This window comes from Hymenobacter ginkgonis (assembly GCF_009755225.1).
Lineage (GTDB): Bacteria > Bacteroidota > Bacteroidia > Cytophagales > Hymenobacteraceae > Hymenobacter > Hymenobacter ginkgonis.
In genome coordinates this window covers 83,708-107,209 of the sequence record NZ_WQKZ01000005.1, presented here as the reverse complement: position 1 = coordinate 107,209, position 23,502 = coordinate 83,708, and the positions used below count along the sequence as shown (strand labels likewise).

Sequence of the window (23,502 nt, the reverse complement as noted above, 5' to 3'; positions counted from 1 at the left end):
ACCCGCGCGGCCCGACCTTTGCGCCGCCATGCCTACCCCCCCCAACCCGCGCGAGCTGCGCATCCAAGATTTTCACTACCATTTGCCCGCCGAGCGCATCGCGCCCGAGCCCCTGGCTGACCGCGCCGCCAGCCGCCTGCTGGTGAGCCGTGCCGGCGTTATCAGCGATAAAACCTTCCGCGATTTACCCGGTGAGCTGCCCACCGACTCACTGCTTATCTTCAACAATACGCGGGTGGTGCGGGCCCGGCTGCTAGCTAAGCGCCCCACGGGCGGCGCCGTCGAGCTGTTTTGCCTAGAGCCCGTGGCGCCGCATCGGGCCCTGGAACTAGCGTTGCAGCAAACCGAAAGCTGCACGTGGCGTTGCCTCGTTGGTAACGGCCGCCGCTGGAAAGAAGGCCCAGTTAGCCTCGCGTTCTCATTTGCTGGCCAGCCGGCCACGCTTTGGGCCGAGCGCCAGGCGGCCGAAGCTGGGGGCGAGAGTTTAATTGATTTTCGCTGGCAACCGGCTTCGCTGCCTTTTGCCGAAGTATTGCGCGCGGCCGGCCATCTGCCCCTACCCCCCTACTTGCACCGCCCCGATACGGCCACCGACGCCGTGCGCTACCAAACCGTGTACGCCGCCCACGAAGGGGCCGTGGCTGCCCCCACCGCCGGCCTGCACTTCACGCCCGAAATTATTGCCGAGTTAGCGGCGCGTGGCATTGCTACCGGGCACGTGACACTGCACGTGGGCGCGGGCACCTTCCAGCCCGTGAAGGCAGAAGCGATGGCCGACCATCCCATGCATTCCGAGCCGATTATTGTGCAGGCCAGCTTGTTGCAACAGTTGCTGGCGCACCAACCCCGGCCCGTCATGGCAGTAGGCACCACCAGCTTGCGCACTCTCGAAAGCTTGTATTGGCTCGGCGCCGCGTTGCTGCAAAATCCAGGTACTACACCCGCCGAACTGGAAGTAAGCCAGTGGCAGCCATACGCCGATGGGCTGGCCCCTACCCCCTCCGAAGCGTTGCAAGCGCTCCTGGCTTACCTAGATGCCACTGGCTCGGCGGCGATAGAGGCCCGTACGCGGCTGCTCATAGCGCCTGGTTATCGCTTCCGGTTGGTGCAGGGGCTAATTACTAATTTCCATCAGCCCGAAAGCACTTTATTGCTGCTAGTAGCTGCCTTGCTGGGGCCGGGCTGGCGGGCTGTGTACGACCATGCCCTGGCGCATGGCTACCGGTTTTTGAGTTACGGCGACTCTTCGCTGCTATTGCCGGGGTAGAAAAGATGCGCTCGTCAGGTTTGGCACGTGCTTTGGAAAGAGCCGGTTTGTGGGCCACTAGTTGGGCCGACAACTAACACTTTGGGAACCCGTAAAAGGACCTGAAAATACATTCTACCCAATTTTCACTCATGAAAAAAGTAACTTTGTTGCTCGCCGCCTGCGCTTTCGCTACTGCTTCGTTTGCTCAGACTACCCCTACTACTGAAGTTAAAGTGCGCGACAACGGCACCAAAAAAGTAGTTACCAAAACCGGCAAAACGAACGTAGGCCAAGCCCTCGAAAACACCGCTGATGCTGCTGGCAACGTAGCTTCTAAAGCTGGTCATGGCATCAAGAAAGGCGCTAAAAAAGCTAGCCACAGCGTAAAACGCACCACCCAGAAAGCTGGTAAGAAAACCGTAGAGGGCACCGAGAAAATGGAAGCCAAAAGCGAATAGTTTATCGCTCTTCGTCTATAAAAAAAGCCCGGGCTCAACAGCCCGGGCTTTTTTATGCACTGCTCACAGCTGTTGTTTTAAGCCACGCTCACTTTTACCATGTTCGTTTTGCCCTTTTCGTTGATGGGCATGGAGGCAGTGTTGATGAACACGTCGCCCTTCTGCAAATTGCCCGTGGTGGTGAGGGCGTATTTGATGTCCGAGATAGTGCCGTCGGTGCTCATCATGCGGTCGTAGTAGAAGCCGCGCACGCCCCACACTAGGCTAAGCACCGTCAGCAGGCTGCGATTGTCGGTGAAGACGAAGATGTTGGCTTTTGGGCGGTACTTGGCAATCTGGAAGGCCGTATAACCGCGGTGCGTCAAGCCCGTAATGGCCTTAGCCCCCGTGTTGCGCGACAAGTGGCAGGCTGCCGACAGCACACTTTCAGCCATAAAGCTCGGCGACTTGGAATCGACGGGGTGGAAGCGGTGGAAAATCTGGTCGGAGTTCATTTCCACGCTGCGGATGATGTTCACCATCGAGCGGATAACTTCTACCGTGTAAGCACCCACGGCCGTTTCGGCCGATAGCATCACGGCGTCGGTGCCATCGAGCACAGCGTTGGCTACGTCGTTGGTTTCGGCACGGGTAGGGCGCGGCGCCGTTATCATGCTCTCCATCATCTGGGTAGCGACAATAACGGGCTTGCCGGCCTTGTTGCACTTTTGGATAATCATTTTCTGGGCCAGCGGCACCTCGCCGCCGTTAATTTCCACGCCCAGGTCGCCGCGCGCTACCATTACAGCGTCGGTAATGGCAATAATCTCGTCGATGTTGCGTAGGCCTTCGGGCGTCTCAATCTTGGCAATCACGCGGGTTTGCTTACCCGACTCCGCAATCAGCGACTTAATAAAGCGAATGTCATCGGCACGGCGTGCAAAGCTGAGCGCCACCCAGTCCACGTCATTTGCCAAGCCAAATTGCAGGTCTTCAATATCCTTCTCCGTCATGCTCGGGGCCGACACGTCCGAGTCGGGCAGGTTGATGCCTTTACGGGGCTTCACAGTGCCACCATACACTACCTCTACATCTACCTCACGCTCGCGGTCGGTAGCCAGCACGCGCAGCTCCAACTTGCCATCGTCGAGCAGAATCATGTCGCCGGGCTTCACATCGCGCGCTAGGCCCATGTAAATGGTGCTCAGGCGGGTAGCCGTGCTGATTTCCTTTTCGCCGCACACCAGTTTAATCTTATCACCAGCTTTGATTTCAACCTGGCCGCCTTCTACATCACCCAAGCGAATTTTGGGGCCCTGCAAATCTTGTAGTAGGCCGACGTTCGTGCGCAGGTCTTTATTGAGGCGGCGCACGGTGTTAATCACCGAGAGATGCTCTTCGTGGGCGCCGTGCGAAAAATTGAGGCGAAAAACATCCACCCCTTCGCGAATCAGCACATTGAGCTTTTCGTAGGTGTTGGACGCGGGGCCCACGGTGGCCACGATTTTCGTGCGGTTGAAGGAGACGACGGGCGTCTGAGTGGTAGGTTCCATGAAAAGTGAGGTAGAAACGGCCGGCACACGCCGACCAGAGCAGGTTTCTTAATTTGAGAAAGCGAAGTACAGCATAGCTAGTTAAACTTGCCGGAAGTTAGAAAATTAAATTTTCCTTGTATTTGAGCTCCTGTGGGTCGAGTTCGCTGGCGTATTGCACGGCGGGTAGAGCGGTGAGGCGGTCAAGTAATTCGATACCCGCCAGCTCGTCGGAACCACCGTACACTTGCAGCAGATAGTCATACTCCCGAATATCAGGCGCTAAAAAAGGCTTGGGCAGCACTGAGGGCAAAATTGCCCGATTGCGCAATAATCGCAGCGTAATCGCCTCTGTACCATGCAAATAATAGCTAAAGGCTAATGGCCCTTGCTGCACTAGGTGCAGTACAAAATCGGGCTGGCGCACTAGGCGCAATCGTAAGCCTCCGTTCAGGCTCCAGGCCAAAGTGTAATCATGGGAGTTGGAAACCAGGCCAAAAAGCGCAAAATCACAGTCGTACTCAGCGTCCAGAGTCAGGGTTTTCATAACGTAGCGACGGGTAGCGGCAAGCCGCAAAGCTACGGCTTTTGGCAGGTAGGCAAAGTAGCACCAAAACCCGTGGGCCAAAATCTTGTACGTCGTATCAAGGGGGAGTTGGCGGCACGGTTGCGAAAAGTAGCGTTACTTTGCAGGCAAGTTTCCCCTTAACCACGACTGCAATGTCTGAAATCGCCGAAAAAGTAAAAGCCATCATTATCGACAAGCTGGGCGTTGAAGCCTCGGAAGTAACTCCGGAAGCCAGCTTCACCAACGACCTGGGTGCCGACTCGCTCGACACCGTTGAGTTGATTATGGAGTTCGAAAAGGAATTCAACGTCAGCATTCCTGACGACCAGGCTGAGAACATTCAGACTGTAGGACAGGCTGTTAGTTACCTCGAAGAGCACGCAAAGTAATCTTTTGCGGTACTTCGCCCGGCGAAGTATCCGAAGAATAAGTTGCCTATACCGGCCGGCTAGCCGCCGGCCGGTTTTGCTGTTTTAGCTTATCTGTGGTATTTAAATTACGCCGCCCACCGGCGCTTAGTCTATGTCGTCCATCCGACGCGTTGTCGTAACCGGCCTTGGAGCCATTACCCCACTGGGTAGCACCGTTTCCACCTACTGGGAAGGTCTTAAGAATGGGGTTAGCGGCGCTGCCACCATCACCCGTTTCGATGCTACCAAGTTCAAAACGCGCTTTGCGTGCGAAGTGAAGGACTACAATCCTGACACGTATTTTGACCGCAAGGAAGGCCGTAAAATGGACTTGTTTACGCAGTTTGCCGTTATCGCTGCCGATGAAGCTATTGCCGATGCTGGCCTGCTAACGGACGGGGTCGATAAGGACCGCGTAGGCGTTATCTGGGGCTCAGGCATTGGCGGGCTGCGCTCGCTGCAGGAAGAATGCTTCCAGTTTGAGCGGGGCGACGGTACGCCGCGCTACTCCCCTTTCTTTATTCCGCGCATGATTGCCGACTCGTCGTCGGGCAATATTTCCATCAAAAATGGCTTTCGCGGGCCCAACTTCGTCACTACTTCGGCCTGCGCCTCGTCGAACGATGCGCTGATTGCCGCCTTCAACAATATCCGCCTGGGCTTAGCAGATGCCATTGTGTCGGGCGGTTCCGAAGCGGCCATCACCGAGTCGGGGGTAGGCGGCTTCAACGCGCTCAAGGCCATGAGCGAGCGCAACGACGACCCCGCTTCGGCCTCGCGGCCCTACGACAAGGAGCGCGACGGCTTTGTGCTGGGCGAAGGCGCTGGCGCACTGGTACTTGAAGAGTACGAGCACGCCAAGGCGCGCGGTGCCAAGATGTACGCCGAAATTATTGGCGGTGGCATGTCGTCTGACGCTTACCACATTACGGCGCCCGACCCCACCGGTTCAGGCGTGGTGCTGGTGATGCGCAACGCCCTGCGCGACGCAGGCATCGAGCCGCAAGAGGTTGATTATATCAACACCCACGGCACGAGCACGCCGCTCGGCGACGGGGCCGAGATTAAGGCCATTGAAACCGTATTCGGCGAGCACGCTACCAAGCTCAATATCTCGTCGACCAAAAGTATGACCGGCCACTTACTGGGTGGTGCGGGCGGTATCGAAGCAGTAGCGTCCATTCTAGCTATCAAGTACGGTATTGTGCCGCCGACTATCAACCTGCATACGCCCGACTTGGATATCAACCAAGCGCTGAATTTTACGCCCAACGTGGCGCAGAAGCGAGAGGTGAATATTGCGCTGAGCAACACGTTTGGCTTTGGCGGGCACAACACGTCGGTGCTTTTCCGCAAGCTGGCCGAGTAGCTAGGTAGCTTTTCGCAAAAATTCAAAGAACGTCATGCTGAGCTTGCGAAGCATCTCTACCGCACCGTTAGCTTACCTAACCAGTAGAGATGCTTCGCAAGCTCAGCATGACGTTCTTTTTAGACTTACTCGGTAGCTTTTTGTAATTCAATTCATGTCCCTACCCCTCTTTGGCTTGTTTCGGCGGCTACTGGGCAGCGATAAGCAGTTTCGGCAAGCAGTAGCCACCCTTATCGGCCAAGACCCGCAGAATGCGCGGCTGTACCAGCTAGCATTTACGCACTCATCGGTGGTGAAACAGGACCCCAGCGCAGGCCGCCACCAGAGTAACGAACGGCTTGAGTTTCTGGGCGATGCGGTACTGGGCACGGTAGTAGCCGAGTATCTATTCCGCAAGTATCCGTATGAGCAAGAGGGCTTCCTGACTGAAACCCGTTCGCGCATCGTCAACCGCGAAAGCCTGAACGCCATCGCTCTCAAAATGGGCCTCGACAAGCTGGTGCAGCTCGATACCGCCCAGAGCCGCGTGGCCCGCTCGCGCTCTGTAAATGGCAATGCGCTAGAGGCGCTGGTCGGCGCCGTATACCTCGATTTGGGCTATAAAGCGGCGCGCAAATTCGTTTTGAAGGGTTTAATCAAGCCTTTTGTAGATGTTACGACGCTCACTACCACTACTTCCAATTACAAGAGTAAGCTTATTGAGTGGGCGCAGCGCCAAGGTAAAGCCGTGCGCTACGAAATAAGCGGCGAGCCCCGACCAGGCGGCGTAATGGAGTTTACCGCCACTGTGCTGCTAAACGAGGAAGTAGTGGCCACCGGCATGGGCCTCAATAAAAAGCAGGCCGAGCAACTGGCCGCCGAGCGAGCCTTACAGGCGCTGGGCGCTTAATTTGAGTACTAAAGAACGTCCTGCTGAGCAAAGCGAAGCATCTTGGCCGCTTCCTTGGTTACTATCCAAAGACGTGAGCAAGATGCTTCACTTTGCTCAGCAGGACGTTCTTTACTTTTAGTAATTCAGCTAGTATTTCTCTTTGTTTCTATGCGCATCGCCGGAGCCGCTCTCAACCAGATTCCCTTCGACTGGGCCCACAACCTACGCACCATCGGCATTGCCATTGAACAAGCTAAAGCTGCGGGCGTAGAACTGCTATGCCTGCCTGAATTATGCTTGAGCGGCTACAATTGCGAAGATTTGTTTCTAAGCGATTGGCTACCCGCCACGGCGCTGGCGCAGCTTCAAAAAATCAGGCCGCTTACCCAAGGTATTTGCGTGGTGGTAGGGCTACCGGTGCGGCTGCATCACCGTACCTACAACACGGCTGCGGTACTGCGCGACGGCCAGATTTTAGGCTTTGCGGCGAAGCAGTTTCTAGCCAACGACGGTGTGCACTACGAAACGCGCTTTTTTGTGCCGTGGGTGGCGGGCGAAACGACCACCGTGGAGCACGAAGGCGAAACCTGGCCGCTAGGCGACCTCATTTTTGAGCACCAAAGTGTGCGGTTTGGCTTTGAGATTTGCGAGGATGCTTGGCGGCCCGACGATGTGCGGCCTGCGTGCCGGCTCATGGGCAAGGTTGATATGATAGTAAACCCGTCGGCCAGCCACTTCGCCATGAGCAAAACCGACCTGCGCTACAAGCTGGTACTCAATGGCTCGCGCAAGTTTAACTGCACCTATCTCTACGCCAACCTGCTGGGCAATGAGGCGGGCCGCATCATCTACGACGGCGAAATACTTGTGGCGCGCAACGGGCATTTGCTCAAGCGCAACCAACTGTTAAGCTTCAAAGAAGTGGATATGGAGTGGGTAGACGTAGATTTTGCTACCCCCCTCGAACCGATTGAGCTTGTGCACCTGCCCGAGCCCGACGAGTACCGCGAGCTTAACCAGGCCATGAGCCTGGGCTTGTTTGACTATCTGCGCAAGGCTCGCAGCCGCGGCTTTGTGCTAAGTCTCAGCGGCGGGGCCGACTCGTGCTTTTGCGCCGTGGGCGTGGCCGAAATGGTGCGCTTGGGTGTAGCCGAGTTGGGCGAAGAGGAGTTTAAGTGGCGAAGCGGCGCTTTTGAAGCTGCTAAAACCGAGGTGGTGCAAGCAGGGGCGGGCGGGGCGGCCCATCAGCAAGCCACAGATGTAGATAACCCAGCGGAGGCGGAAAATCAGAAGCCAATTACTACTAACCAGCAGCTCGTCAACCACCTACTAACTTGCGCTTACCAGGGCACTGTTAATTCTTCGGATGACACCTTGAATTCGGCTAAGGAACTGGCTGATAGCATTGGGGCCCGCTTTTTCGACTGGACCATTGACGAGGAAGTGAGCGGCTACGTAGGCAAGATTGAGCACGCCCTGGGCCGCGAACTGACCTGGCAAACCGACGACCTGGCGCTGCAAAATATTCAGGCGCGGGTGCGGGCCCCCGGCATCTGGCTGCTGGCCAACGTGCAGAACTGCCTGCTTATCACCACCTCCAACCGCTCGGAGGCCAGCGTGGGCTACTGCACCATGGACGGCGACACGGCGGGCAGCATCTCGCCCATTGCGGGCGTCGACAAGGATTTTGTAAAGAAGTGGCTGCGCTGGGCCCAAACCGAGCTGGGCTACGAGGCCCTGCGCCACGTCAACGCCCTGCAGCCCACCGCCGAGCTGCGCCCGCTGGCCGATAAGCAAACCGACGAGCGCGACCTCATGCCCTACCCCCTGCTCAACCGCATCGAGCGGTTGGCCTTCTACGACCGCCTACCCCCCGCTGCGGTGTTGAGCCAACTCGTAGCCGAACAGCCGAGCTATGAGCTGGAGCAGCTGCGCACGTACGTGCGGCGCTTCTACACGCTCTGGAGCCGCAACCAGTGGAAGCGCGAGCGTTACGCGCCCAGTTTTCACCTCGACGACTACAACGTGGACCCGCGCTCGTGGCTGCGCTTCCCTATATTGAGCGGTGGCTTTAGTGAGGAACTGGCGGCGCTATAAAGGGAGGTAAACTAAGGCGTTTTGTTGTTGAATGTGATGAGCGAAGCCAGAGAAAAATACTTATTTTTCTCTGGCAGCCAATAGGTTATTTGCACAAATAAGAAAACTGCGCAAGTTTTGGGAGGAGATGGCACCTAAGCTTGCAGAACGCCGACCACTGGGCAGCACCAGCGCGGCATTTGCTTTCTCTCCTACTTGTTGCCTTGGTTTTTTATGGCTTATAGCCTATCGCTGCGCGCTACCTCTGAGCCGCCGTCGCTTGGCGCTGGCGCTTCGGCCGCCGACGCTTCCCTGGTAGCGCAGCTTCAGCAGGGTAGCGAGGCGGCGTTTCGCACCTTGGTAGCGCGCTTCCAGGACCGGGTGTATAGCACAGCATTTTCGCTGCTGCGCTCGCCCGAAGAGGCCGAAGACGTAGCCCAAGAGGTTTTTGTGGAGGTATACCAAACCGTTGACCGGTTTCGGGGGGAGGCAGCGCTAAGTACTTGGCTCTACCGGCTGGCCACGTCGCGGGCCTTGCAGCACCGGCGCCGCCTGAGCGCCCGGAAGCGGTTCGCTTTTTTCACTAGTCTGCTGGGTTTCGCCAACCACTCATTGCCCGAGCCGCCCGACCACGCGCACCCGCAGGCCTTGCTAGAAGGCGCACAGCAGCTACAGCAGTTGCAGCAGCACATTGGCCGCCTGCCGCCCCAGCAGCAAGTGGCCTTTACGCTGCGCCACGAGCAGGAGTTGAGCTATGAGGAAATAGCCGCCGTGCTTGGCACTACGGTTGCGGCGGTAGAATCCTTATTATTTCGGGCGCGCCAAACGCTGCGCCAGCACCTTCAGCCCTCCTTCCGCTATGTCTAATCCTGACTTTCGCCCCGGCTCCGATGACGAATGGGCCGGATTGCTGCGCCAGCTTCGGCTGCAAGCTAAGGCCCAGCCCCAACCCTTTTTTTACGCCCGGGTGCACGCCCGACTGGCGGCTGAGCGAAGGCCAACTATTGCTTGGCTACCTGCCTGGGTACGCCGCCCGGCCTATGCTGCGCTGCTGGGAGCGCTCGTACTGGCCATGAGCGGCGACGGCCCAGCCCTACGCCCGGCCTCACCGGCCAGCCAATACGGCGGCTACCACCCGGGCCAACCGGCCCCGCACTGATTGTGTAACTCGCCCAGCGGCTTTCGCGCCCGCCGCCCCTGCCCGAAGTACCTTTGACCCCTCTTGTTTTTCGCTACTTATGATTGCATCACTCGCCTACGTTACTTGGAACGTCTCCCCTATCATTGCCGAAGTCGGCCCGCTGCTGCTGCGCTGGTACGGCGTGCTGTTTGCCGCGGGTTTTGTGATTGGGTCGTTTGTGCTCACCCACATCTATAAGAGCGAGGGCGTACGGCCGTATTGGGTCGATGTCATCACCTTTTATATGGTGGTAGGCACGGTACTGGGCGCCCGGCTGGGCCACGTTTTTTTCTACGACTGGGCTTCGTACCGCGAGCATCCGGGCGAGATTCTTAAAATTTGGCACGGCGGCCTGGCCTCGCACGGCGCCACAATTGGCATTTTGCTGGCCGTGTTCATCTTTAGCGTTCGCAACAAGTTTGATTACCTGTGGGTGCTCGACCGCATCGTGATTGTGGTGGCCATTGGTGGCGCTTGCATCCGGCTAGGTAACCTGATGAACTCCGAGATTGTGGGCAAGCCGACTGATGCGCCCTGGGCCTTCGTGTTTCCACGCGATACCGAGCACCTGCAAGCGCCCGTAGCGCCGCTGCCCGCCGGCGCGGTGCTGGTGCAGCGCAGCCGCCTGCCCAACGGCGAAGACCACACCGAGATACTGCCTGCCAGCACTACCCCCACTCCCACCCTGGAGATGGCCGTGCCGCGCCACCCCACCCAGATTTACGAATCCCTGTTCTGCGTATTTCTCTTAGTGCTGCTCTACGGGCTGTGGAACAAATACAAGGAGCGCACGCCACGTGGCCTGCTCTTTGGCTTGTTTGTGGTGCTGCTTTTCACATTCCGCGTTTTGGTCGAATTCCTTAAGGAAAACCAGGTTTCGCAAGAGTCGGGCATCATTGCACAGTACCACCTCAATATCGGCCAGCTACTAAGTATTCCGTTCATCCTTATTGGCTTGTGGGTGCTACTGCGCGCCGGCAAAGACCCCAAGAACCCCTACGGCTTCGCTCCCCGCGACTTAGCTGAGGAAGAAGCCGCTGCGCTGCCAGTAAAGAAGTAGAGCCAACCAGAACATCATGCTGAACGCAAGTGAAGCATCTCTAGCGCACTAGTGGGTGACTAACCCAATCGGCGTGATAGCGATGCTTCACTCACGTTCAGCATGACGTTTTTTAAGTAAGCGGCACTTATACTACCAGTTTACAGCGGCAGCTCATACACCGAACCTTCCTCGGTAGTAATCAGCAAAGTATGCTCATCTTTGAAAGCGGCGCCTTCCGTTTGGCCGGCGCCCTTGAGGTCGATGTGACGGGGGGTTGCCTTCAAGATGGCGTCCCACGAATTGCCATCGAGCACGAATAGTTCTTGGCGGGCCATCAGTACTAGGCGCTGGCCGCTCGGCGACAGCGTAGCATCGGTGACTTCGCCCGGAATGGCGAGTTTGGTCACGAGCTTGGCCGTATAGGTGCCAGGCGTTTCGGGCACGCTGTACACCTTGCAGGTGCTGTGGGTAGCCCGGTCTTTGGTGAATAAATACACCTGGCCACCGTGCCAGAGGCTAGCCTCGCAGTCGAAGTTGCGCTCGCTCTTGCTGGGCGGAAACGCGGTTTGGTCAGGGTATTTGAAATTGATTTTGCCTACCTTATCAGGCTGCTCGGGGCGAAAACGTAGAATAGCCAAGTTTTGGCGGTCAGAGTTGTTATTGCCGCAGTCGCCCATAAAGTAGTTGCCGCTGCCATCGCGACTCAGGCTTTCCCAGTCGTGGTTGGGCGCGCCCAGCGTAAACTGGTCTACCTGCTGGCCCGTGGCATCGACGCGGTATACCAAGGGCTGCTGCCCATCGTCACCGAAGGTGAAATAAGTGCCCGCCTCCGGGGCTGCGCACAAGCCCGAGCTTTCCAGAATACCGTCGGTGAGCTTGCCTACGCGGCGTAGGTCAGTGTTAGCAATTTGCTTTTTATCACCTTTTTTGCCTTTGCCCTTTCCCTTTTTGCTCTTTTGGGCAGGCTGCGTAGCTTGGTCCGTTTGGTCGGGGGTAGCCCCCGCAGTGGGGCGGTCGCCCTGCGCTTGCGAGCAGGCGGCCAGCAACACGCTAGCCAATAGTAGCGGACGAACCGCGAAAGGAAGTTGCAGCATAAGATGCGTTTGTACGCAAAATGCCGCTTTGGGTCTAAGCTGGCTCTTACGGCACGGGGTCGTAGCCGTGCCCACCCCAAGGGTGGCAGCGCCCTATGCGGCGCAGCGCCAGCCTACCCCCCCGCCACGCCCCATACTTGCCAATAGCCTCGGCGGCGTAGGCCGAGCAAGTGGGCGTGTAGCGGCAACTAGGAGGCGTAAGCGGCGAAATAAACAGCTGGTAAAAACGAACCAGCAGCAGTAGCAAACGGCGAAACATGATTCATCAAGCTTAGCAAGGCCCCCAAAGTTCGCCGGAAAGCTTCTTAGCCAAGGGGTGCCCCTATACATAAATCGGGCTTTATTCGAGTACTACGGTTATATTTCGACTTTCTTTAACTGTTGTCTGCCTATGGTTCATTATTTACGTTTATTTATTTTTACTTTACTCTTCTCTCCTACTTTGCTGCTAGCCCAAGGCAACGGCCCGGCAGGGCACGGTGGCCGCGCCCTGGCCTTGGGCAATGCCTCGGCTACGCTAGGCGGCGATGTATGGGCCGCGACCAATAATGCTGCTGGCTTGGGCAGCCTTACCCGCCCCACGGCGGGAGTATACCTCGAAAACCGCTACCTCATCCCGAGCCTCAATGTGGCCGCCGCCGCTTTGGCTGTGCCGCTGGGCGCGATTGAGCCCGCCACGGCCGGCGTGCCAACCCGCGCTAGCCAAGGTGTAGTAGGCATTGAAGCGCAGCGCTTTGGCGGAGTTTTATATAATGAAATTCGGCTGGGTGCAGTCTATGGCTACCGGCTGGGGGTAGTAAGCGTGGGTGGGCGCCTCGACTTGCTGCAAACTAGCCTGCAAGACTTGGGCAGCCAGCGCACAGTAGTGGGCTCGCTCGGCGGGCAGGCCGACATACTGCCGCAGCGCCTCAGCTTTGGCGTGTATCTGTATAATATCACGCAGGCGAAACTAGCTGACTACCAAGACGAGCGCGTGCCTACCGTGCTGCGCGCTGGCCTAGCCTACCACCCCGCCAAACAAGTATTGTTGCTGGCCGAAGCCGAGAAAGACGTGGAGCACGATGCCGGTCTGAAAGCTGGTATGGAGTACCTCCCTACCCCCGCCGTGGCAGTGCGCCTGGGCTATACCAGCTTAAGCCAGCAAACTACCGGCGGCGTGGGCGTGCGGGCCGGCGACTTCCAGTTTGACTATGCCGTGGGCTGGCACAGTGCGCTGGGCCTCAGCCAATACTTCAGCACGAGCTGGCAGTGGGAGCGCAAGCCATGAGCCTGATTGCCAACACCAGTCAACTCGCCTCTGCCTGGCAAAGGGGGGTAGGGCTTGCCGCTGGGCTGTTAGCCTTGCTTTTGCCTAACTTGGGCGCGGCGCAGGACTACCCGCGCCGAGCGCCCAACTTCGACGGGCTGGCGCAAGAGCTTTTTGCTGAGGTGCAGTCCGACCAGATTCCCTATGAAGACCTCTACGGCACGCTGCTGCAATATTACCAGTCGCCGCTCAACCTCAATACTGCTAGCCAGGAAGAGCTGCGTGCCTTGCCCCTGCTCTCCGAAAAGCAGGTAGCGGCGCTGGTGCAGCACCGCACCACTACCGGCCCGTTGCTGAGCGTGTACGAGTTGCAAGCCGTGCCCAACTGGGATGTGCGCACCATCGCCCGGGTGGCGCCCTTCGTGACGGTGCAAACGACTAGCCCCAATGCGGCCCGCGGGTCGCTGAGCCAACGCATTAAAAATGAAGAGAATAATGCGTTCATTTTGCGCTACGAGCGCGTATTGCAGCAGCGCAAAGGCTACTCGGCCGTCGATACTTTTCAGGGGCGGCCCACGCAACGCTACCTTGGCTCGCCCGATGCCTTGGTGCTACGCTACCGCGTCAGCCACGCCCACGATTTTAGCCTGGGCTTCACGGCAGAAAAAGACGCCGGCGAACCTGTAGCTTGGCGGCCCGGCCACGGCCAATATGGACCCGATTTTTTGTCGGCGCACTTTGTGGTGCACGAGCAGGGCCGGCTTAAAACGCTGGCCCTGGGCGATTACCAATTACAGTTTGGCCAAGGCTTGCTTTTATCATCGGGGCTGGCGGCGGGCAAGGGCGCCGAAACTATCACCACGCTGCGCCGGGCCTCGCTGGGCGTGCGGCCCTACGCGGCGTTGCTCGAAAACACCTTCTTTAGGGGGGTAGCGGCTACTTACCAAGTAGCGCGGCGCTGGGAAGCAACGGCATTCGCTTCGCGTAAAAACATCGACGCCAATGCGCAAGTGCGCGCCGACTCGCTGGCGCAGTACGATGAGTTTAGCAGCAGCTTGCTATACACAGGCTTTCATCGCACTAGCACCGAAATCGCTAACCGCCAGCGCCTAGCCGAAACCGTGGGCGGCGGCCACTTCGGCTACCTCAGCGCCGACGGCAACCTCGCTATCGGCTTTACGGCGGTGGGCACGCACTACGGCATGGCATACCTCAAGCGTCCCGAGCCTTACAATCGCTACGAGTTTAGCGGCCAAAACAACCTGGCGCTGGGCGTGCATTATAGTTACGGTTGGCGCAACCTGCTGCTCTTTGGCGAAAGCGGGCGCAGCCAGGGCGGCGGGCTTGGTACCGTCAATGGTCTGCTCGCTAGCCTAGGCCCTGCTGTCGATGCAGCGGTGCTGGTCCGCCACTACGACGTGGACTTTCATACCTTCTACGGCAATGCGCTGGGCGAAAACAGCCGCAACATCAACGAAAGCGGCATTTACGTAGGGCTAAAAGTGCGGCCCATTGCCCGCTGGGAAGTGTCGGCGTACTTCGACCAGTTCTCGTTTCCGTGGCTGCGCTACCGGGTAGGCGCCCCCAGCCAAGGCCGCGACGGGCTGCTGCGCCTGGCCTTCACACCTACCAAAACCAGCGTACTCTACGCGCAGTACCGGGCCCGCCTTAAGCCGCTTGACCTGCCCAGCAGCTTGGGCCGGCCGGTGCCGCTACCGGGCCAGCAGCTGCGCCACTCGCTGCTCGTGTACTACGACGGCCAGCCTACCCCTCGCCTGGGGCTGCGCACCCGCTTGCAAGCCACCTACTTGCGTGCCGACGATGGCCAGCCCTGGCGACGCGGCTTTGTGCTCAGCCAAGATGCGTCGGTGCAATTGGCGCGCCGGGTGCAGTTGTCGGCTCGCTACGCCGTGTTCGATACCGACGATTACGACACGCGGCAGTACATGTTTGAGCAAGATGTGCTGTATGCCGTGTCCCTACCCGCCCTATACGGGCAGGGTACGCGCGCCTACGTTCTGGCGCAAGCCACTTTCAATAAGCATTTTACGGGCTGGTTGCGCTACGCCGAAACGCGCTACCGCCACCAAAATACCATCGGCTCGGGCCTGGAAGAGATACAGGGCGCGGCCCGCTCGGAAGTGACGGCCCAGGTGCGCTACCGCTTGTAGGCGGCAAGCCAGCGGCCGGCGCGTTAGCCTCGGCGGTGGCAGCTTTGTGCCTGAAAAATGCGTTTAAGTGCATGTCTCTCTTGGCAGACAAGTACTTAATCTCCTCCTTTCATTTCCTAAGTTCCTATGGAAAAGCCTATTTCCCGTCGTCAGCACGGCTTCACCGACTATAGCTACATTCCACTGGCGCTAGCTATTCCGAAGCTGGCGGGTTTCACCGACGAAAAAACGGCGACTACGATGACGCGCGTTTTGGCCGGCAATATTTTAGTTTCTAGCTTATTCACGCGGGCCGAGTGGGCGTATTCAAGAAGTTACCGTTTAAAACGCATTTGGTGCTAGATGTGGCCGTTGGGGCGCTGGCCACTAGCTCGCCTTGGCTGTTTGGCTTTGCTAAAAATAAAGCCGCCCGCAATGCCTTCTTGCTATTGGGCACCTTTGGTATCTTGGCCGGCACACTTTCCAAGCCCGAAGAAATGCCCCAACGCTAGTTTGGCTCAACAACTACTAAGGCCCTTCGGAGGCTGGCTTATCTGCATTAAGCAGACCGCCAGCTTCCGAAGGGTCTTACCAATTATTATAAGTTGGCTCACTTACGCGTCGTTTTTCATCAGTACAACTTGAGCGTGGTCGGCCTGGCTTATTTTGCGGCGAAAAGCCTGATACTCGGTGTAAGCAGCGGGCGGCAGGGTAGCGCCGGCGGGACGGCGGGTTTCGAGTTGACGCACGTATTGCAGAGTGCCATCGGGCAGGGCCGTGCAGGTGCTGGTATAGGTGCCGTAGGCCGAGGTAAGCTGGGTAGGCTCGGGCAGATTCTCGACGCGAAAGCCAGTAGGCAAGTGCAGCCGCACGGTATCCTGGCTGAGGCTGGCGGGCGGCAGCGCCAGCGGCGACTGGCGTGGCCCCACCTGGGCCGGCAGGGCACTGAGGCGCCCCAGCACGTTAGGCTCTACTAGTAGGCGGCGGCCAGCGGCCGTCGCCATCGCGGGCAAGTCAAGCCCTAAGGTTTCGACCACGGCCGGCAACGCTTGCGGGGTAGTGGCGGCGGCCAAGCGCAGGTTGGTAATGGTGAAATGACTCAGCCGCAAGTGGTTCGATACGTATTTTTTCTGCTCATCAGGGTCGGCACCGTGCAGAAGCTGAGCATAGAGGTCCTGGGCTAGGCCGACGCGGCGGGTGCGCACAGTGGCCTTGGCGCCACCAGCGGCATCAAGCCAGAGGTCGGTCCGGCGCTGCTGGCGGTTGGCTTGCGCGCCGTAGCGGGGGGTAGCCACCAAGCGGCCGCCCTCGGGCGTGAGCAACAGGGCGTGGCGATTGCCAGTGAAAGACCCCATGTAGCCAAACGCGTCGGTCTGGCTGGTGCACTCCAGCCAAACCGTGTCGGCGGGGGTAGCCCCGTGGGCGGCCAGCGGCATACACAAAATAGCGTGATTGAACTGGCTGCTCGGAAAACTGGGCCGCACGTCGGCATGGTCGGTGCCTGCCCCCACCAGCGCTACGTAGGCAGGCAAGCCCGCAGCTTTTAGCAGGGCGCAGGTGTAGTTGCTCAGCGCCTTGCAATCGCCGTAGCCGCCGCTGGCCACGCTACTAGCGGGGGCCGTTTGCCAACCGCCCAGGCCCAGCTGCACCGATATATAGCGCGTCGAGCTTTGCAACAGCTCATACACCTTGCGGGCTCGCTCGCGCGGGTCGGGAGCCGTTACCATCAGCTGGGCCATCTTGGCGGTGAGGGCGGGGGGTAGGGCATCGCGGCCCTGCCCGAGCTGGTACGTCCACAGGCCCAGGCTTTGCCACGACGCCAGCGAGCCGGCGTGGCCCTGCACCTCGAAGGTGGCCGGCGCCAGGCGCACGGCCGGCAGCAGCTCATCTAGCGAAGGCGCCAGTGGCTCTTCTTCTACGGCGGGGCGGGCGGGTAGCTGCCAGCGGTAGGTGGTTTGGCTGCCCACCACGGTGGGCGCGCTGGCCGCACCAGCCGGCAGCTGCTGTTCCTCAAAGCGTAGGGGCAGCGCGGTAGGAGTAACCACTTGCAGCGTAGCGCCTTCAAGCGACACTTTTTCGGCGCTTTGCGGCTGCCAATTGGGGTAAAACAGCGTATTCTCCGACACTACTTCGTAGTTAAACTCTACGGTGTAGGGCGTGGCTGGCTGGCGCAGGTCGGCGTAGCGCACGCGCAGGTCGGTCATGAAACTACCGCCGTCACTGCCCATGCCTTGGTCATGCACTTCGGCGGGACGCAGCTGGTGCAGCAGGTTGCCTTGGGCATCGTACACGGCCCCATGCAGGTAGCTGATGCGGTTGAGGGCATCGTAGCTCACCACTAGTTGGCCGTAGTCGTCGCTGCCTGCTTCATTCAGCACCGTCACTACTTTATGCACCGTCTTGACAAGTTGGCTCGCCGATTTCACCGTCACCACCTCGTCGTAAGCCCGCACCACAGCGTGGGCGTTCTCGCGCAAAGCCGGGGCAATGGCATCAGCCGGATACTTAGGGGCAGGTGAGCCCAGCAGGGTCAGCGAAGCGAATACCGGTAATAGCATAGGGGGTAGGGCCATAAGGTAAGAAGCGTAAAATTTTATCAGGCAGCAAAGCGTTAGCTGCCCGTCTTTTTAATCACCAAAGCTTCGGCTTGCTTCGCAAGCATTTGGCGGTAAAGCTCGCGTAGGCCCGCGTACTCGGCAGCACTGTACACGGGCTTATCCAGCGTGAGGCGGCTTAGGAGCTGCACCGTGCCAGGGGTAGGGCTGGTGGCCGAGTACACGTAGCGCCCCCCCTTATCGGGTAGCAGCAGCGTGGCCGGCTTGGGCAACTCGGCGGTGTAGCCGGGGGGTAGGGTTAGGGTGAGGGTAATGATATCTTGCTGCAACATGCCCACATCAACGGGGTAGGTGCGCTGCTCGGACCGAAATGGGTTTTGCCGTTCCCCAAATGCCTCTAGTGGATTGAGGTACAGCTCAGGGGCTGCCTTGCCTGTGCTAGCTGGTTGGCGCAGCTCGTAGTTTAGGGCCAGCGGCTGCGTTACTTCACCTTGCCCGCTAAATATGTAGTTTGGCACTTCCCAGCTGGGGTGCGTGCTAGCCAGTTCGCTCAGGTACTTCTTTTCGCCTAATTGCTGCAACTTTTCGCGCGCTTCAAGTCCTGCGTAGCCGCCGTGCTCTTCGTGCACCTGCCCGCTAAGGTTGCCCTGAGCATCGAGGGTTAGCTTCACTGCTTGGTAATGGTTGTAGCGTTCGCTTGGCACCAGGCTCACCCATCGGCCCTCCCCGGCGGCGGGCACCGTGTGCCCCACCGTGTTGAGGCAGCGTGTGGGCAGAACGTTGGCGGGCAGCAGCGGCTCGGTGGCATCAAGTAGCAGGTCGGGCTGGCCAGGTAGCTCTACCAGCGCCACAACGTAGTTAAACTGGTCTAGCTGCGGATATTCTTGGCTTACGCGCCCGTGCTGCCTCGTGCTCAGCAGCAGGGGTAGGGTGCTGAGGCCAGCTTGGCGCAGGGCCGCAATGAGCAGCAGGTTCACATCCGCCGACGTGCCCCGGTGCAGCTCGTAGCTGCGCTTGAGCGGCGCGCTGGCCGAGTAGTGGTTGGTGCCGTCGTACTTCACGACTTTAAGCACCAGCTCGCGCACAGCGGCCGCCCGGGCCGGCAAGTCGGGGTATTGGGCTACCAAGGGGTCGATGGCAGCCTCCAGAAAATCGACGTGCTGCAAGGCTTGCCCAAAAAATTCTTTACTCAGCAGCAGCTTATTCTTCTTCGGCCAACTGTCGCTCAAGTCATTATACTTCTCGTTGGGCCACTGCTCGCCGGCTAGCTCAAACGTTAGGCGCGCTAGGTAGTCGTCGGAAGCCGTCATGTAGGGCTCGCGCCGAAAGGCCGGCGCGTTGCGAATTATCCAGCGGTGCTGCTCGGTGCTCATGTTCACGCTCGCATTGCCCATCTCCGTGCCCGTGAGCACTCCCGACGTGACCCGATTAGTGAGTAGCATATTCACCGAGCCCACGCTCATTTCGTTGGTGGCCATCGGTAAGTACCCGTGGTAGAGCCCTTTGTAGTGATAGACCTGCGGAATACTAGTGCGGTACTCACTCCAGCGGGTGGGTATTTCGCGCTGAAACGTCCAGTCCTGAAAATTGGCGAAAAAAGAAGACGTCACGGTGTAGGCGTACTCTATCACGGCGCCTTCCTGCACGTGGGGTAGGGTAAACTTGAGCACCCGGAGGTAGTCGCTGCGCTTCTCTTCAAACACGCCGCTCGCATCAAGCTTGGTTTTAACTATTTTGCCGTCCTCCCCACGCAGGTAAGTGAAGCCGCGCAAGTTGCTTAGCTTCTCAGAAGCATCCCCGCTGTGGTACAGCGGCACCTCTACGGTGGCGTAGTCGTAGCCTGCCTTTTTCAGGATTTTAAGGCGGGTCGTGCGCTCCGAGATGACGTTCATATTGCCGGCCGTGCTGCCAAAGCGCGCCGTACCAAAATCGCACAGCACTACGGCTGCTGCGCCACTATCGGCCACAAAATTCTTAGCTTCGAAATCGGCCGCCTCGGGCTGGCCAAATTGCAGGGGTAGGGGCGCCACCTTGGGAGGAGCCAGTACCTGCGCGCTGGTAGCTAGCGGCAGCCCACAGGCCAGCACCAAGCTACCGGCCCACTTTAGGGAGCGTATCATGCAATAGTTCAGTAAGGCAAACACGACTTGTGCGGCCCCAGCTGGCGCACCGCGCTGGGGCCGCACAACTAGCCTATATTTTTTTCAAGACCAATGCCTCGGCCTGCTTGGCCAGCGCCAAGCGGTAGAATTCGCGTAGCGAGGTGTACTCTTGAGCACTATAAACCGGCTTATTCAGCGTGAGGCGGCTCATGAGCTGCACCGTGCTAGGGGTAGGGCTGGTAGCCGAATACACGTAGCGCCCTCCCTTCTCGGGCAGGTCGATAACGGCCTGCTTGGGTAGCTCGGCGGTGTAGCCGGGGGGTAGGGTCAGCGTAAGCATAATGACATCCTGCGTAGAGGCGCCAAAATCGATGGGATAGTTGCGCTGCTCGTGCCGGAAAGGATTCTGACCTTCGCCAAAGGCCTCTAAAGGCTTCAGGTACAACTCCTGAGCAGTTCCGGCCGTGCTGGCCTGCTGGCGTAGCTCGTAGGTGAGGCGCAGTGGCTGGCTCATCTCACTCACCGAGGTAAATGCGTAGCTCGGCACTTCCCAATTGGGGTGCTGGCTGGTGAGTTCGGTTACGTATTTTTTCTCGCCGAGCTGCTGCAGCTTTTCGCGGACTGCCGCGCCGGTGTAGCCGCTAAACTCGTCGCGCACCTGCCCACTGAGGTTACCCTGGGCATCCACAGTCAGTTTAATGTCCTGAAAGTGGTTGTGGCGCTGGCTGGGCGTAAGGTCTACCCAGCGGCCTTCCTCTTTATCCATCACTAGGCGGCCTACCTGGTTGAGGCAGCGCGTGGGCAGCACGCCGCAGGGTAGCAGCGGCTCGGTAGCATCGAGCAACAGTTCCTGGTTGTCGGGCAGTGGCAGCATACCAATCACGTAGTTGAACTGCTCCAGCAACGGGAAAGTCTGGTTTACGCGGCCGTGGGCCCGCGTGCTCAGCAGCACGGGCTGGGCTGGCAAACCCGCCTGGCGCAGCGCCGCAATAAGCAGCAGGTTGATGTCGGCAGCCGTGCCGCGGTGCAGTTCGTAGCTATGCTTGAGCGGGCCACTAGCCGAGTGGTGGTTGGTGCCGTCGTACTTCATCGACTTCACTATCAGGTCGCGTACGGCGGCGGCCCGAGCGGCCGGGTCGGGGTACTGCGTCATCAACGGCTTCACGGCCAGCGCCAAGAAGCTGGCGCGGTTCAACTGGCCGCCAAATTCATCACTGCTTAGCAAGTCAGCATTGATTTTCTGCCAGGTGCCGGCCACGTTGTGGTAGCTTTCGCCGGGCATGCGCCGGCCCGCCAACTCGAAATTGATGCGCGCCACGTAGTCCCGGGGCGTCGTCATATAGGGCTCGTCGCGCAGGGCCGGCACATTTTGCATAGCCCAGTGGTAGTTGGTTACCTTGGGCGTGATAGTTTCGGCACTGGCCGCTACCCGACCTGTATTCCCCGAAAGTGCGCTCCCGCCACCTTCCACAAAGCCGCCCTGCGACCGAACGGTGTACTGCGCAATGCCGTCTTCGCGCGCCTGCAAAGCCAGCGGCTCGTAGCCTTGCATCAGCATTTTGTAGTCAAAATATTCGGGAATAGTGGCCCGGAACTCGCTCCAGCGCGTGGGTATTTCGCGCTGAAATGTCCAATCCTGAAAATTGAACAGGAAGTCCGACGTCACCGTGTAGGAGTATTCTATCACGGCGCCTTCGCGCACGTTGGGCAGCGTAAACTTGCGCACCCGCACGTTTTTGGTGCGTTCCTCTAAAAAGGAATTGCTGGTTTCGAGCTTCACTTTTTCGAGCTTGCCGCCCACCTCGTTGTAAGTGAAACCCCGCAGGTTCGTGATTTTCTCCTCGCTACCATCGCGGTGGTACAGCGGCACCTCCACGGTGGCCACATCGTAGCCAGCTTTTTTAAGCACCTTAATGCGCGTCACCCGCTCCGATTCTAGCTGAAAGCTATTGCCATTGAGCTGGAAGCGCGTGGCGCCGAAGTCGTACAGCACCACGGCGGGCGCTGCGCTGTCGGCCACGAAATTTTTGGCCACAAAGTCGGCCGGCTCGGGCTTGCCAAATTTTATTTCTACCACCTTCACCGGCGCTTGCTGCGCACTAACGGCTCCGCTTAGTAGCGCTGAAATTCCTACCGAAACTTGGGTTAGAATAAGTATTTTTTTAATCATAAGCAGAAAGAGATGTAGGGAGTGAGCAAGAATTGTATATAGCCCACCACAGCCTGGCAAATGTATGTGGCGGCTAATCAATTACCAACTTCTGCTCACCCTAGCTACACCACTTCTTCGGGGGCAGCTACGGCCATCGCCTTGGCGGCTAGATTGGTACTATCGCTGGGGCCACCAGGCTGGATGCGCACGCCCAGCAGCAAATAAATCAGCGCCAATAGCACACTAGCCAAGCTTAGGGCGTGCACCCAGGGTAGGCGGGCAGGCTGGTTGTCAAAAATCCAGCCGGCCAGCAGGGCCCCTACCCCTATGCCTAGCTCCAAGGCAATGTACATGGTAGCCACGCCCCTACCCCGGCGCTCGGGGTGGCTCAGGTCAATAGTCCAGGCATAGAGCGTAGGCGAATTCAGCCCCGTACCAATGCCAAAAACGATGGCCCCCGCCAAGAAAACCGGCACCGACGGCGACCATACCAGCACCGCCAACCCCAGCGCCAGAATGCCCGACGACCAGCGCAGCACCGGCACCCGCCCGTGGGTGTCGCTAGCCTTGCCGGCCACCAGCCGCACCCCCAGCGAGGCCACCGTGTAGCAGATGTAGAACAAGCCTTTGGTGGGGCCGGCTAGGCCCAGCAGCCGGCTTTGGTCGGGTATTACGGTGAGCACTGCGCCATACGGAAACAAGCACAGCAGCGTCACCAGCGCCGGGTGCAGCACGCGCGGCTCCAGCACTTCGTTCCACTTCAGCTTTAGCAGGCTCAGGCTAAAGCTTCGGCGCTGGGCGGGGGGTAGGGTTTCGGTGAGCGTACCCTGCACCAGCACTGATAATAGCGCCGCCGCGCTCGAGCAGTAGAACATGGTATTGAGCGAAAAATGCTCGGCCACCCACGAGCCAAAAGCCGGCCCCGCGGCCATGCCCAGGCTACCCGTAACGCCGAGCAGCCCCATGGCCTCGCCCCGCTTCTCGACGGGTACGATGTCGGCAATAAACGCCGCCGTGCCCGTGGGCTTGAAGCCCGTGCTGAAACCGTGCAGCAGCCGCAGCAGCAAAAAGCTGCTTACCGTGAGCGCCCAAGGGTAGGCAAAGCCGCACACAAAGCACACAAGCGAGCCAAATACCATCACCGGAATGCGCCCTACGGTGTCGGCCAGCTTGCCCGAAAATGGCCGCGAGATAGCCGCTGTCAGCGTAAATAAGGCAATGATAAAGCCTTTATACTCGCCCCCGCCTAGCTGCGTGAGGTGGTCGGGCAACTCGGGTAATAAGAGGTTGAACGATAAAAAAAACAGAAACGACGACAGGCACATCAGCCAGAAGCCGCGCGAATACGAGCTAGACATAAGTCCTGCAAAGGTCGAGGAATAATGCGTAACGGGGAGTAACAACTGCTTACTGACGGCCGCCGCAACTACCAGCCATCCCTTCACTGAGCAGTGGTTACTCCTTGTTAG

At 58.9% G+C, this 23,502-nt stretch carries 21 protein-coding genes; 13 read left to right on the top strand and 8 right to left on the bottom strand.

The window, feature by feature from the left end:
- Nucleotides 1-28: 28 nt before the first annotated feature.
- Together GO988_RS19160 and GO988_RS19155 are read left to right on the top strand one after the other, a co-directional pair.
- Nucleotides 29-1,267, top strand: coding sequence for an S-adenosylmethionine:tRNA ribosyltransferase-isomerase (locus tag GO988_RS19160; protein ID WP_157568590.1), 1,239 nt, complete (start codon nt 29-31; stop codon nt 1,265-1,267).
- A 131-nt stretch (nt 1,268-1,398) separates the two neighbouring features.
- Complete coding sequence (locus GO988_RS19155) at nt 1,399-1,707, top strand: hypothetical protein (protein WP_157568588.1); 309 nt, start codon at nt 1,399-1,401, stop codon at nt 1,705-1,707.
- Nucleotides 1,708-1,784: 77 nt separating this feature from the next.
- Here GO988_RS19155 and pyk read toward each other — a convergent pair whose 3' ends face one another.
- Together pyk and GO988_RS19145 are read right to left on the bottom strand one after the other, a co-directional pair.
- A complete protein-coding gene (pyk, locus tag GO988_RS19150; RefSeq protein WP_157568586.1) occupies nt 1,785-3,239 on the bottom strand; it encodes a pyruvate kinase in 1,455 nt (484 codons plus the stop codon).
- A gap of 97 nt (nt 3,240-3,336) precedes the next feature.
- Nucleotides 3,337-3,765, bottom strand: coding sequence for an IPExxxVDY family protein (locus GO988_RS19145; protein WP_157568584.1), 429 nt, complete (start codon nt 3,763-3,765; stop codon nt 3,337-3,339).
- 173 nt (nt 3,766-3,938) lie between these two features.
- Between GO988_RS19145 and GO988_RS19140 the strand changes: the two genes are divergently transcribed.
- The 7 genes from GO988_RS19140 (at nt 3,939) to lgt (ending at nt 10,752) form a co-directional block, all read left to right on the top strand.
- Nucleotides 3,939-4,175: an acyl carrier protein gene (locus GO988_RS19140; RefSeq protein ID WP_068229068.1), complete on the top strand. Its 237-nt coding sequence runs from the start codon at nt 3,939-3,941 to the stop codon at nt 4,173-4,175.
- 133 nt (nt 4,176-4,308) lie between these two features.
- A complete protein-coding gene (gene fabF, locus GO988_RS19135) occupies nt 4,309-5,565 on the top strand; it encodes a beta-ketoacyl-ACP synthase II (protein WP_157568582.1) in 1,257 nt (418 codons plus the stop codon).
- Between the two features lie 154 nt (nt 5,566-5,719).
- Nucleotides 5,720-6,454: a ribonuclease III gene (gene rnc / locus GO988_RS19130; protein WP_157568580.1), complete on the top strand. Its 735-nt coding sequence runs from the start codon at nt 5,720-5,722 to the stop codon at nt 6,452-6,454.
- Nucleotides 6,455-6,604: 150 nt separating this feature from the next.
- Nucleotides 6,605-8,533 (top strand): NAD(+) synthase, encoded by a 1,929-nt coding sequence (gene nadE, locus GO988_RS19125; protein WP_157568578.1) that lies wholly within the window; start codon nt 6,605-6,607, stop codon nt 8,531-8,533.
- 213 nt (nt 8,534-8,746) lie between these two features.
- The gene (locus tag GO988_RS19120; RefSeq protein WP_157568576.1) at nt 8,747-9,379 is read left to right on the top strand and encodes an RNA polymerase sigma factor; all 633 of its coding nucleotides are present in this window, start codon (nt 8,747-8,749) and stop codon (nt 9,377-9,379) included.
- Nucleotides 9,372-9,671, top strand: coding sequence for a hypothetical protein (locus GO988_RS19115; protein WP_157568574.1), 300 nt, complete (start codon nt 9,372-9,374; stop codon nt 9,669-9,671). The genes GO988_RS19120 and GO988_RS19115 overlap by 8 nt, the downstream gene beginning before the upstream one ends.
- A gap of 79 nt (nt 9,672-9,750) precedes the next feature.
- Entirely contained in the window at nt 9,751-10,752 is a 1,002-nt protein-coding gene (gene lgt, locus GO988_RS19110; RefSeq protein ID WP_157568572.1) for a prolipoprotein diacylglyceryl transferase, read from the top strand.
- A gap of 140 nt (nt 10,753-10,892) precedes the next feature.
- Here lgt and GO988_RS19105 read toward each other — a convergent pair whose 3' ends face one another.
- A complete protein-coding gene (locus GO988_RS19105) occupies nt 10,893-11,828 on the bottom strand; it encodes a hypothetical protein (protein ID WP_157568570.1) in 936 nt (311 codons plus the stop codon).
- Nucleotides 11,829-11,874: 46 nt separating this feature from the next.
- Nucleotides 11,875-12,087 (bottom strand): membrane protein insertion efficiency factor YidD, encoded by a 213-nt coding sequence (yidD, locus tag GO988_RS19100; protein ID WP_157568568.1) that lies wholly within the window; start codon nt 12,085-12,087, stop codon nt 11,875-11,877.
- 183 nt (nt 12,088-12,270) lie between these two features.
- Between yidD and GO988_RS19095 the strand changes: the two genes are divergently transcribed.
- The 4 genes from GO988_RS19095 to GO988_RS19080 all read left to right on the top strand — a co-directional run bounded on the left by GO988_RS19095 (nt 12,271) and on the right by GO988_RS19080 (nt 15,736).
- A complete protein-coding gene (locus tag GO988_RS19095; protein ID WP_157568565.1) occupies nt 12,271-13,095 on the top strand; it encodes a PorV/PorQ family protein in 825 nt (274 codons plus the stop codon).
- On the top strand, nt 13,092-15,245 hold the full coding sequence (locus tag GO988_RS19090) for a ComEA family DNA-binding protein (RefSeq protein WP_157568563.1): 2,154 nt from the start codon (nt 13,092-13,094) through the stop codon (nt 15,243-15,245). The genes GO988_RS19095 and GO988_RS19090 overlap by 4 nt, the downstream gene beginning before the upstream one ends.
- Before the next feature lie 126 nt (nt 15,246-15,371).
- On the top strand, nt 15,372-15,587 hold the full coding sequence (locus GO988_RS19085; RefSeq protein ID WP_157568561.1) for a hypothetical protein: 216 nt from the start codon (nt 15,372-15,374) through the stop codon (nt 15,585-15,587).
- Between the two features lie 2 nt (nt 15,588-15,589).
- Nucleotides 15,590-15,736 (top strand): hypothetical protein, encoded by a 147-nt coding sequence (locus tag GO988_RS19080; protein ID WP_198172909.1) that lies wholly within the window; start codon nt 15,590-15,592, stop codon nt 15,734-15,736.
- 102 nt (nt 15,737-15,838) lie between these two features.
- On the opposite strand, the gene GO988_RS19075 is transcribed toward GO988_RS19080, so the two are convergent.
- From GO988_RS19075 to GO988_RS19060, 4 genes are all read right to left on the bottom strand, one after another.
- Nucleotides 15,839-17,797, bottom strand: coding sequence for a DUF3857 domain-containing transglutaminase family protein (locus GO988_RS19075; RefSeq protein WP_157568557.1), 1,959 nt, complete (start codon nt 17,795-17,797; stop codon nt 15,839-15,841).
- 38 nt (nt 17,798-17,835) lie between these two features.
- Nucleotides 17,836-19,899, bottom strand: a complete 2,064-nt coding sequence (locus GO988_RS19070; protein ID WP_157568555.1) for a DUF3857 domain-containing protein — start codon at nt 19,897-19,899, stop codon at nt 17,836-17,838.
- 73 nt (nt 19,900-19,972) lie between these two features.
- The gene (locus GO988_RS19065; RefSeq protein WP_157568553.1) at nt 19,973-22,051 is read right to left on the bottom strand and encodes a DUF3857 domain-containing protein; all 2,079 of its coding nucleotides are present in this window, start codon (nt 22,049-22,051) and stop codon (nt 19,973-19,975) included.
- 104 nt (nt 22,052-22,155) lie between these two features.
- Nucleotides 22,156-23,391, bottom strand: coding sequence for an MFS transporter (locus tag GO988_RS19060; RefSeq protein ID WP_157568551.1), 1,236 nt, complete (start codon nt 23,389-23,391; stop codon nt 22,156-22,158).
- Between the last annotated feature and the right edge of the window lie 111 nt (nt 23,392-23,502).

Excerpts from the sequence above, each read along its gene's own strand:
- GO988_RS19160 (WP_157568590.1), top strand. The coding sequence starts at position 29 with ATGCCTACCCCCCCCAACCCGCGCGAGCTGCGCATCCAAGATTTTCAC.
- GO988_RS19155 (WP_157568588.1), top strand. The coding sequence starts at position 1,399 with ATGAAAAAAGTAACTTTGTTGCTCGCCGCCTGCGCTTTCGCTACTGCT.
- pyk (WP_157568586.1), bottom strand. The coding sequence starts at position 3,239 with ATGGAACCTACCACTCAGACGCCCGTCGTCTCCTTCAACCGCACGAAA.
- GO988_RS19145 (WP_157568584.1), bottom strand. The coding sequence starts at position 3,765 with ATGAAAACCCTGACTCTGGACGCTGAGTACGACTGTGATTTTGCGCTT.
- GO988_RS19140 (WP_068229068.1), top strand. The coding sequence starts at position 3,939 with ATGTCTGAAATCGCCGAAAAAGTAAAAGCCATCATTATCGACAAGCTG.
- fabF (WP_157568582.1), top strand. The coding sequence starts at position 4,309 with ATGTCGTCCATCCGACGCGTTGTCGTAACCGGCCTTGGAGCCATTACC.
- rnc (WP_157568580.1), top strand. The coding sequence starts at position 5,720 with ATGTCCCTACCCCTCTTTGGCTTGTTTCGGCGGCTACTGGGCAGCGAT.
- nadE (WP_157568578.1), top strand. The coding sequence starts at position 6,605 with ATGCGCATCGCCGGAGCCGCTCTCAACCAGATTCCCTTCGACTGGGCC.
- GO988_RS19120 (WP_157568576.1), top strand. The coding sequence starts at position 8,747 with ATGGCTTATAGCCTATCGCTGCGCGCTACCTCTGAGCCGCCGTCGCTT.
- GO988_RS19115 (WP_157568574.1), top strand. The coding sequence starts at position 9,372 with ATGTCTAATCCTGACTTTCGCCCCGGCTCCGATGACGAATGGGCCGGA.
- lgt (WP_157568572.1), top strand. The coding sequence starts at position 9,751 with ATGATTGCATCACTCGCCTACGTTACTTGGAACGTCTCCCCTATCATT.
- GO988_RS19105 (WP_157568570.1), bottom strand. The coding sequence starts at position 11,828 with ATGCTGCAACTTCCTTTCGCGGTTCGTCCGCTACTATTGGCTAGCGTG.
- yidD (WP_157568568.1), bottom strand. The coding sequence starts at position 12,087 with ATGTTTCGCCGTTTGCTACTGCTGCTGGTTCGTTTTTACCAGCTGTTT.
- GO988_RS19090 (WP_157568563.1), top strand. The coding sequence starts at position 13,092 with ATGAGCCTGATTGCCAACACCAGTCAACTCGCCTCTGCCTGGCAAAGG.
- GO988_RS19085 (WP_157568561.1), top strand. The coding sequence starts at position 15,372 with ATGGAAAAGCCTATTTCCCGTCGTCAGCACGGCTTCACCGACTATAGC.
- GO988_RS19075 (WP_157568557.1), bottom strand. The coding sequence starts at position 17,797 with ATGGCCCTACCCCCTATGCTATTACCGGTATTCGCTTCGCTGACCCTG.
- GO988_RS19070 (WP_157568555.1), bottom strand. The coding sequence starts at position 19,899 with ATGATACGCTCCCTAAAGTGGGCCGGTAGCTTGGTGCTGGCCTGTGGG.
- GO988_RS19065 (WP_157568553.1), bottom strand. The coding sequence starts at position 22,051 with ATGATTAAAAAAATACTTATTCTAACCCAAGTTTCGGTAGGAATTTCA.
- GO988_RS19060 (WP_157568551.1), bottom strand. The coding sequence starts at position 23,391 with ATGTCTAGCTCGTATTCGCGCGGCTTCTGGCTGATGTGCCTGTCGTCG.